This is a genomic window from Mycobacterium sp. (genome assembly GCF_049280035.1).
In the GTDB taxonomy this organism is placed as follows: Bacteria; Actinomycetota; Actinomycetes; order Mycobacteriales; family Mycobacteriaceae; genus Mycobacterium.
The window spans coordinates 1-6,907 of record NZ_JBAPPI010000903.1; the positions used below are offsets into that span (position 1 = coordinate 1).

Annotated in this window: 8 protein-coding genes; 3 read left to right on the top strand and 5 right to left on the bottom strand. The window is 64.8% G+C overall.

Annotated elements, in window-relative coordinates; all coding sequences use genetic code 11:
- Both WAN71_RS28740 and WAN71_RS28745 read right to left on the bottom strand, forming a co-directional pair.
- A partial coding sequence (locus tag WAN71_RS28740) for an alpha/beta fold hydrolase (RefSeq protein ID WP_422228579.1) occupies positions 1–364 on the bottom strand: 364 nt, incomplete at its 3' end.
- A 36-nt stretch (positions 365–400) separates the two neighbouring features.
- Positions 401–754, bottom strand: a complete 354-nt coding sequence (locus tag WAN71_RS28745) for a nuclear transport factor 2 family protein (RefSeq protein WP_422228580.1) — start codon at positions 752–754, stop codon at positions 401–403.
- 120 nt (positions 755–874) lie between these two features.
- Between WAN71_RS28745 and WAN71_RS28750 the strand changes: the two genes are divergently transcribed.
- Positions 875–1,672, top strand: coding sequence for a helix-turn-helix domain-containing protein (locus WAN71_RS28750; RefSeq protein ID WP_422228581.1), 798 nt, complete (start codon positions 875–877; stop codon positions 1,670–1,672).
- A 29-nt stretch (positions 1,673–1,701) separates the two neighbouring features.
- Positions 1,702–2,016, top strand: coding sequence for a PaaI family thioesterase (locus tag WAN71_RS28755; protein WP_422228582.1), 315 nt, complete (start codon positions 1,702–1,704; stop codon positions 2,014–2,016).
- Here the strand turns inward: WAN71_RS28755 and otsB are convergent, their stop codons facing one another.
- The 3 genes from otsB to WAN71_RS28770 form a co-directional block, all read right to left on the bottom strand.
- The gene (gene otsB, locus WAN71_RS28760) at positions 2,017–3,126 is read right to left on the bottom strand and encodes a trehalose-phosphatase (RefSeq protein WP_422228583.1); all 1,110 of its coding nucleotides are present in this window, start codon (positions 3,124–3,126) and stop codon (positions 2,017–2,019) included.
- A gap of 76 nt (positions 3,127–3,202) precedes the next feature.
- Positions 3,203–4,609, bottom strand: a complete 1,407-nt coding sequence (locus WAN71_RS28765) for a WS/DGAT/MGAT family O-acyltransferase (protein WP_422228584.1) — start codon at positions 4,607–4,609, stop codon at positions 3,203–3,205.
- 338 nt (positions 4,610–4,947) lie between these two features.
- Positions 4,948–5,898 (bottom strand): dipeptidase, encoded by a 951-nt coding sequence (locus WAN71_RS28770; protein WP_422228585.1) that lies wholly within the window; start codon positions 5,896–5,898, stop codon positions 4,948–4,950.
- 73 nt (positions 5,899–5,971) lie between these two features.
- Here WAN71_RS28770 and WAN71_RS28775 point away from each other — a divergent pair.
- The coding region (locus tag WAN71_RS28775) for a PHP domain-containing protein (RefSeq protein ID WP_422228586.1) at positions 5,972–6,907 on the top strand (936 nt) is incomplete at its 3' end.

Sequence of the window (6,907 nt, forward strand, 5' to 3'; positions counted from 1 at the left end):
CCGTGCCACTGAGCACAACCCGGGCGATGCGTCCGGCTCCATGCCGAGTGAGGTAGCGGACAACTTCAGCCGTTCCCATCGAATGGCCAATCAAAGTGATGCCATATAGATCAAGCCCCTCGATCACGGCGGCCAGATCGTCGGCCAGCGTGTCAATGTCGTAGCCGGTCGGTGGCCGGTCGGAGCGACCATGGCCACGACGGTCGTAGGTGATGCAGCGGAATCCCGCCGTCATCAAGTCCGTCAGCTGGTAACTCCACATGTCGCCGTTAAGGGCCCAGGCGTGCGCGAATACGACCGGCTCGTCGCCCGGATAGTCGGTGTAGAAAAGCGAAAACTGTTCTGCAGTCTTGATATATGGCACTGTCTTAACTCCTGTGAGATGTTGGTTGGTCGTGTTCTACGTCGGCACCTTGTCGAGGAAGCCGACGACGCGGGCCAGTCGTCCGTCGGCGCCGACGGAGGCGACATCGGAGCCGATCACAAGTGGGTCATCCGCGTCGCGGCCCAAGCCCCAGGTGAAGCGGGCGACATCGTGGTGGGTGTCGACCGCGCCCGCCAAAGCGAAGACGTGGTCCGGGAATTGGCCTTGGGTGGCGGCGATGGCCGCGTCGATGGCATCGTGGCCGTGCGCGTCAACCAGGGGATCGACGTAGCTGGCATCGGCGGCCCAAGTCGTGGCGATCAGCTCACGGCGGGTGGTCGAGTCGGTCTCGTTCCAGCAGGCAAGGTAACGATCGATGAGCTCGTGCATGGTGGTTCATCCTTTGGGCGAGTCGCGAATTTGCACCCGATCGTGGACCGCGGTCCTGCGCGCTGTCGATTACCCGGCAGGTAATCGTGGCCGTGAGCCTGCGCGGCTAGCATCGTGACGGTGACGACTCTCGCTCAGCGGGCTCCGGCAACACCTCCAGTCGGTCAGCTGTTGCGTGAATGGCGCGAGCGACGCCGAATAAGCCAGCTCGACTTGTCCATTCAGGCGGATATCTCAGCCCGGCATCTGAGCTTCGTGGAGACCGGCCGGTCGCGCCCGACACCGGGGATGATCCTGCGGCTCAGCGAGCAACTCGATGTGCCACTGCGTGAGCGCAATGCGCTGCTCCTGGCCGGCGGCTACGCGCCCGCCTATCCCGAGCACTCACTGGACGAGCCGGAACTGACGCGGCTGCGCACAGCATTGCGTCAGATCCTCACCGGACACGAGCCGTACCCGGCGTTGGTCGTCAACCGATGGTGGGAAATGCTCGACGGCAACGCGGCCGTCGCAGTGCTTACCGAAGGATGTGACCCCGCGCTGCTCACGCCGCCGGTGAACGCATTGCGCGCATCGTTGCACCCGGACGGCATGGCGCCTCGGATCGCCAATCTGCCTGAGTGGCGCGCGCATATCCTCGAACGGCTGCACCGCCAGGTCAAGAACACCCGCGACCCCCGGCTGGCCGAGTTGCATGCCGAGTTGTCGGCCTACCCGGGGGGCGCGGCCGAGCGCCCCGGGCTCACCGACGTCGCGGTGCCGTTGCGCCTTCGTCACGGCGACCGAGAGTTGGCTTTTTTCAGCATGACCGCCGTCGTCGGCGCGCCGCTGGATGTCACGGTCGCCGAGGTGGCGATCGAGTCGTTCTATCCCGCCGACGCGGAAACCGTTGCGGCGCTGCACACAATTGGAAAGTGAGCCCATGACCCCTGTGCACAGGTAACAACGTGCTGCACGGCGGAATCGTGATGGCCCTGGCGGACTCGGCGGGCGGGGTATGTGCGTTCCTGAATCTCCCTGAGGGGGTGGCAGGAACCGCAACCATCGAGTCCAAGACCAATTTTCTGCGTCCGCTGACGATGCGGGCCGGAACGGCCCGAGAAGGAAGCGGACCATCAGGTTCTGCTACCCGTAGCGGCACGGTGAAGGCGCACACCCGCCCGCTGCACATCGGAAAGCGGGTCATCGTGCTGGAAACGGATGTCCGCGGCGACGACGGCAAGCTAGCCGCCAAAGTGCTGCAAACCCAAGCGATCCTGTGATCAGCGAGCGAGTTTTCGCGCCAGCCGCTCGGTGAATTCGCGCGCCCGATCCGGACTATCGAGCGCGTAGGTGGCTGCGGTGGCACGATCACCATCGTCGCTGTGCCGCACCACGATTGGGATACCATCATCGGCGACTGCGTCGAACGCGTCCTCGTCGGTAATATCGTCGCCGAGGTAAATCGGTAACAGTGGTCCCGGCTGTTCGTCATCGCGAATGTGCTCGAGCACCCAATGCAGCGTCTTGCCCTTGTCCCAGTCGACATTTGGACGTAGCTCGATGACTTCGCGACCCGTAGTGACGCGAAGCGCAGCGCGCTGGCCGGCGCTTCGTACCGCGGCGGCCACCTCGTCGACCCGGTCACGTGCGGCGTTGCGGTAGTGCACGGCAACACCGAACCGCTTGTGCTCCACCACGACACCGGCGATGTCACCCAGTTGGTCGGTCAGCTCGGCGGCCGCCTCCCCGAGGACCGGGATACTTGCCGCCGCCTCGGCATTTTCGTGGTGTGCGCCGTCGGGTCCGGTCAGCTCGAAACCGTGACTGCCCGCATACCAGATGCCAGGCAGGCCGATCCGCTGGCGCACGTCGGCGAGGTCGCGGCCGCTCAGGATCGCGACAGGACACTGTGCGGTCAGCGATATCAGCGCGTCGGCCGCACCCTCGACCAGCTGAGCAGCGTCGGGATTCTTGACGATGTTGGAGAGCGTGCCGTCGAAGTCGAAGAACACCGCCGGGCGTCGACCGGTCATCGCGTCAAGAGCTTCGAGCCCGTCGGGCAGCTCGGACATCCGGCGGTCCCCGGTGCGCACGTTGATCTCGCGCAGGTCGGTGATCACCGCGTCGGCCCCGCGGCTGCGCAGCTCGTCGGCGCGTCCGGTCGTGTCGATCGCGATCACCAATGCGAATCCGCCGGCCCGGGCGGCCGCGACACCGTCGGGGGTCGCCGTGACGACGGCACACCGGCCGGGGAATACCGACAGCCGGTTCGCTGCCTCGGTGGCGACACCGGCGTCGTGCAGTTGTTTCACGAGGTGCTTCGCGACTGCCCGGTCACCGAGGTCGAACAGCACCGCGTCGTGGCGGCGCGGATCGATGGTGACCGACATTCGCCTGCCCTGCCTTCCCGGCACGCCGTTGCAATGCCGGTAGCAAGGGTAGCCAGGTCGACCGGTCTCCTGGCCGTCAGACTGATTTCTTGGCGAACAGCAAGACCGAGTCCTGGCTGAGCATTTCCAATCGCGCCACGGCCATCGAGATACCTTTGGCCAGTTCGTCGACGTCGGCTGCGGCATCGTAATCGGCGGTGATACCGAACACCAGGTCATTGGCATAGCTCAGGACCGCGACACCCGTGCGCAACCGCAGCGCAATCGGTGGGATCGGCAGCAGGCGCGCCACCTTGCTGCCCATCATCACCAACTGGCGGCGCGGTCCCGGGACATTGGTTGCCAGCGTCACGATGCCGCGCTGGGGCAGACGGGTGAGAAGTCGAATCAGCCACGAGGACAACATGAACGGAATGTAGTTGGTCGCCGACACCGCCACGTTGCCCGCTTGCCGCTGCCCACCTTGCTTGGCCCGGCTCAACCGGCTGTGCACGATCCGCAATTGCTGGATCGGGTCGTCCTGTTCGACGGGCAGATAGGGCAGCATGACAGAGAGGCGATTGCCCGGCTTGTCGAGTGCGTCGGGCGAGCGCACCGACACCGGGACCAGGGTGCGCAGCGAGTCCGGGCGGGGTTCCTCGCCGCGATGCAGCAATACGGAGCGGAAGCCTTCGGTGATCGCGGTAAGCGCAACGTCGTTGATGGTCACGTCGAACTTCCGGCATACCTGTTCGACCTCGGCGAGCGGGACGCGCACCGCCCGATAACACCGCATCCTGGTGACCGGCCCCACCAGTGACGAGCCCGCGGAAGGTTGGAGCAAGCCGGCGGCAATTTCCGCCGCGCCGCCAACCGTCCGCGCAGCAGCACCGGTAATGCTGGTGGCCGTCCGCCAGATGTTGTCCAGCGGGTTCCAGAGGTTCTCCAGCGGTTTGGCGTCCGGCACCGGCTTGAGGTGTTGGCGTGTCGCGGCAGTCCGCTTGGTGACGGTGGGAGGAGCGAACGGATCGCCGTCGACGTCATCGCACAGTCGAGTGAGAATGCGGATCGCCGAGATTCCATCGGCCATGCAGTGGTGGATCTTGATCAGGATCGCCCAGCGATTGCCCTTCAGGCCCTCGATGGCCCAGCATTCCCACAGCGGGCGGTCCCGGTCCAGACGGCGCTCCAGCACATCGGCAACGACTCGGTACAGTTCGGCGTCATCGCCGGGCCGCGGAAGTGCTACCCGGCGCACATGACGGCTGAGGTCGAATCCCGGATCGTCGACCCACTGCGGAGCACCGACATCGAACGGTTGGGTACGCAGCATTTGTGTGCAGCGTGGTATCGCTCGGATACGTTCTGCCAGAATGTCTTTGAACTGATCATGATTGGGGGCGGAGCCGTCGATGATCGCGACTCCGCCGATGGCCAGGCTGACGTTCCGGTCCGAATCTTCCGCCATCAGGAAGCCCGCATCGAGCGCGTTGAGTTGCTCCACGATTCGGCACCGCCGTTCACTGCTGGGGATTTCGTATGAGTATCCGATGCTCACCCCAGCAGGAGGTGGCGGCAAGATTAATTCATGTAAACAACTGGAGTCTATTGTGTGGCAACGTGGTTCACGCGACTTGACAGGTGTACAGGAGCCCGCGCTGTCTGAGAATCTCTGAGAGTTCTCTCAACTACCGGCAAGGGTGGACTATCTCCCGTGTTTCACCCGCCGCGGCTTCTCCGGCGGCGACCTCGGCGCCTGCTGGTGGTTGCCGCGGCTGATCAGTTTCGCCAAGGCCATCGAAATGCTCTACACGGCAGAATCTTTCGATGCGCGACGCGCGTTCAAATCGCCTTCGTCAACCAGGTCTGCTCAGCGACGCGTCGAAAGTTTGCGCCCATCACCGCGGCAACGTCGATGTCGTCCCACCCTCGCTCACTGAGGTGATGCCCGATCCCGACTAATGTCTCCGGTGGCATCCACTGGATCGGGCCCCACCGGGTATAGCTTTCGTCGAACAGGTCCGGGTTGGCCGCAAGCTCGTCGAGAAAGTCGCCGCTGTCGAACGAGAAGTCGGTACTAATTCCGACGTGGTCGATCCCGACAAGTTCGACGGCGTATTCGATGTGGCGCGTCATCGCCTCGAGTGTCGGAGTGTTGGGGCCCAAGAAGATTCCGACACCGGTCACGCCGATGACGCCGCCGGTGGCGGCGCAGGCCCGGGCCTGCTCGTCGGTGATGTTGCGCGGATGGTCCCAGATGCTTCGCATACAGGAGTGGCTATAGACGGCCGGGCGATTGGTGATTTCACAGATGTCAAGGCCGGTGCGTGGGCTGCAGTGCGATCCGTCGGGCACCATGCCAGCTGCGTTCATCTCGGCGATCAGCTTCCGCCCCCACGCCGTGAGACCGGTGTCGTCGGCGTCGAGGCAACCACAGCCGGCAATATTTGCGTGGTTGTAGGTCGGCAACATAGTGCGGATACCAAGTTGAGCCAGCCGGTCGACGTTCGCGAGATCGCCCTCCAGCGGCGCGCAATCCTCAAGGTCAAAAGCCACCGCGATCTCGCCGGTGGCCAAGTTGCCGGTTTCCGCTAACGCCAAAGCGGGGTGATTTTGAACGGCCCGCCGGAAGCATTCGACGAGGTCCAGCACGTCGTGAAGGCTCTGGGGCACGTAGCCGACGTTGACCGAAACAAAGGTTCCACCGGGGTGGTTGTAGCGGGCCAGCTCCGAGATATCGGCATCGGACCGCAGCGGCAAGCAAGTGTGCTGATCCCAGAGCAGCGACGGCATGGTTCGAACATGCTCTATTCGCGGCGGCAGTGGAAGTGGCAACAATCGAACATATATTCGATAGACTGGCCGCGTGGGTTTCAGCAATGGCCCGCCGGGCTGGGCGGAAATGGAGCGGGTGCTCGCCGGTAAGCCGCGCCGTCCCGGCACGCCATCTGTGTGGGGACCGGCCGATGACGTCCCATTCTCGCGCAAGCGGGGGGGCTACCAGCCGCCGGACGATAACCGGACGGTTCGCTCGTCCGTCCCGTATGCCGAGTTGCACGCGCATTCGGCGTTCAGCTTCCTCGACGGGGCCAGCACGCCAGAGGAGCTGGTCGAAGAGGCGGTGCGGCTGGATCTGCGCGCTATCGCGCTGACCGACCACAACGGCCTCTACGGGGCGGTGCGGTTCGCGGAAGCGGCCGCGGAATTGGATATGCATACCGTATTCGGTGCCGAACTCTCGTTAGGGCCCGGCGCCCGGACCGACGACCCCGATCCAGCGGGTCCGCATCTGCTGGTGTTGGCTCGCGGCCCGGAAGGCTATCGACGATTGTCGCGGCAGCTGGCTGCGGCGCATCTGGCCGGCGGCGAGAAAGGCAAGCTGCGGTTTGACTTCGATACGCTCACCGACGCGGCGGGTGGGCACTGGCACATCTTGACCGGTTGCCGTAAAGGTCATGTCCGCTCTGTACTGGCCACCGGCGGGCCAGCCGCGGCCGCGGCGGCGTTGGCCGATCTGGTGGACCGATTCGGGCGTACGCGGGTCAGCGTCGAGCTGACCCACCACGGGCATCCGCTCGACGACGAAGCCAACGCTGAATTAGCTGACCTGGCAACACGATTCGGGCTCAGCTGTGTTGCGACTACCGGTGCGCATTTCGCTGCGCCGTCGCGACGCCGGCTGGCGATGGCCATGGGTGCGATACGGGCCAGGCAGTCGCTGGACGAGGCGGCCGGCTGGCTGGCCGCGCTGGGCAATTCCCATCTGCGATCGGGTGAGGAGATGGCGCGGCTGTTCGCGCAG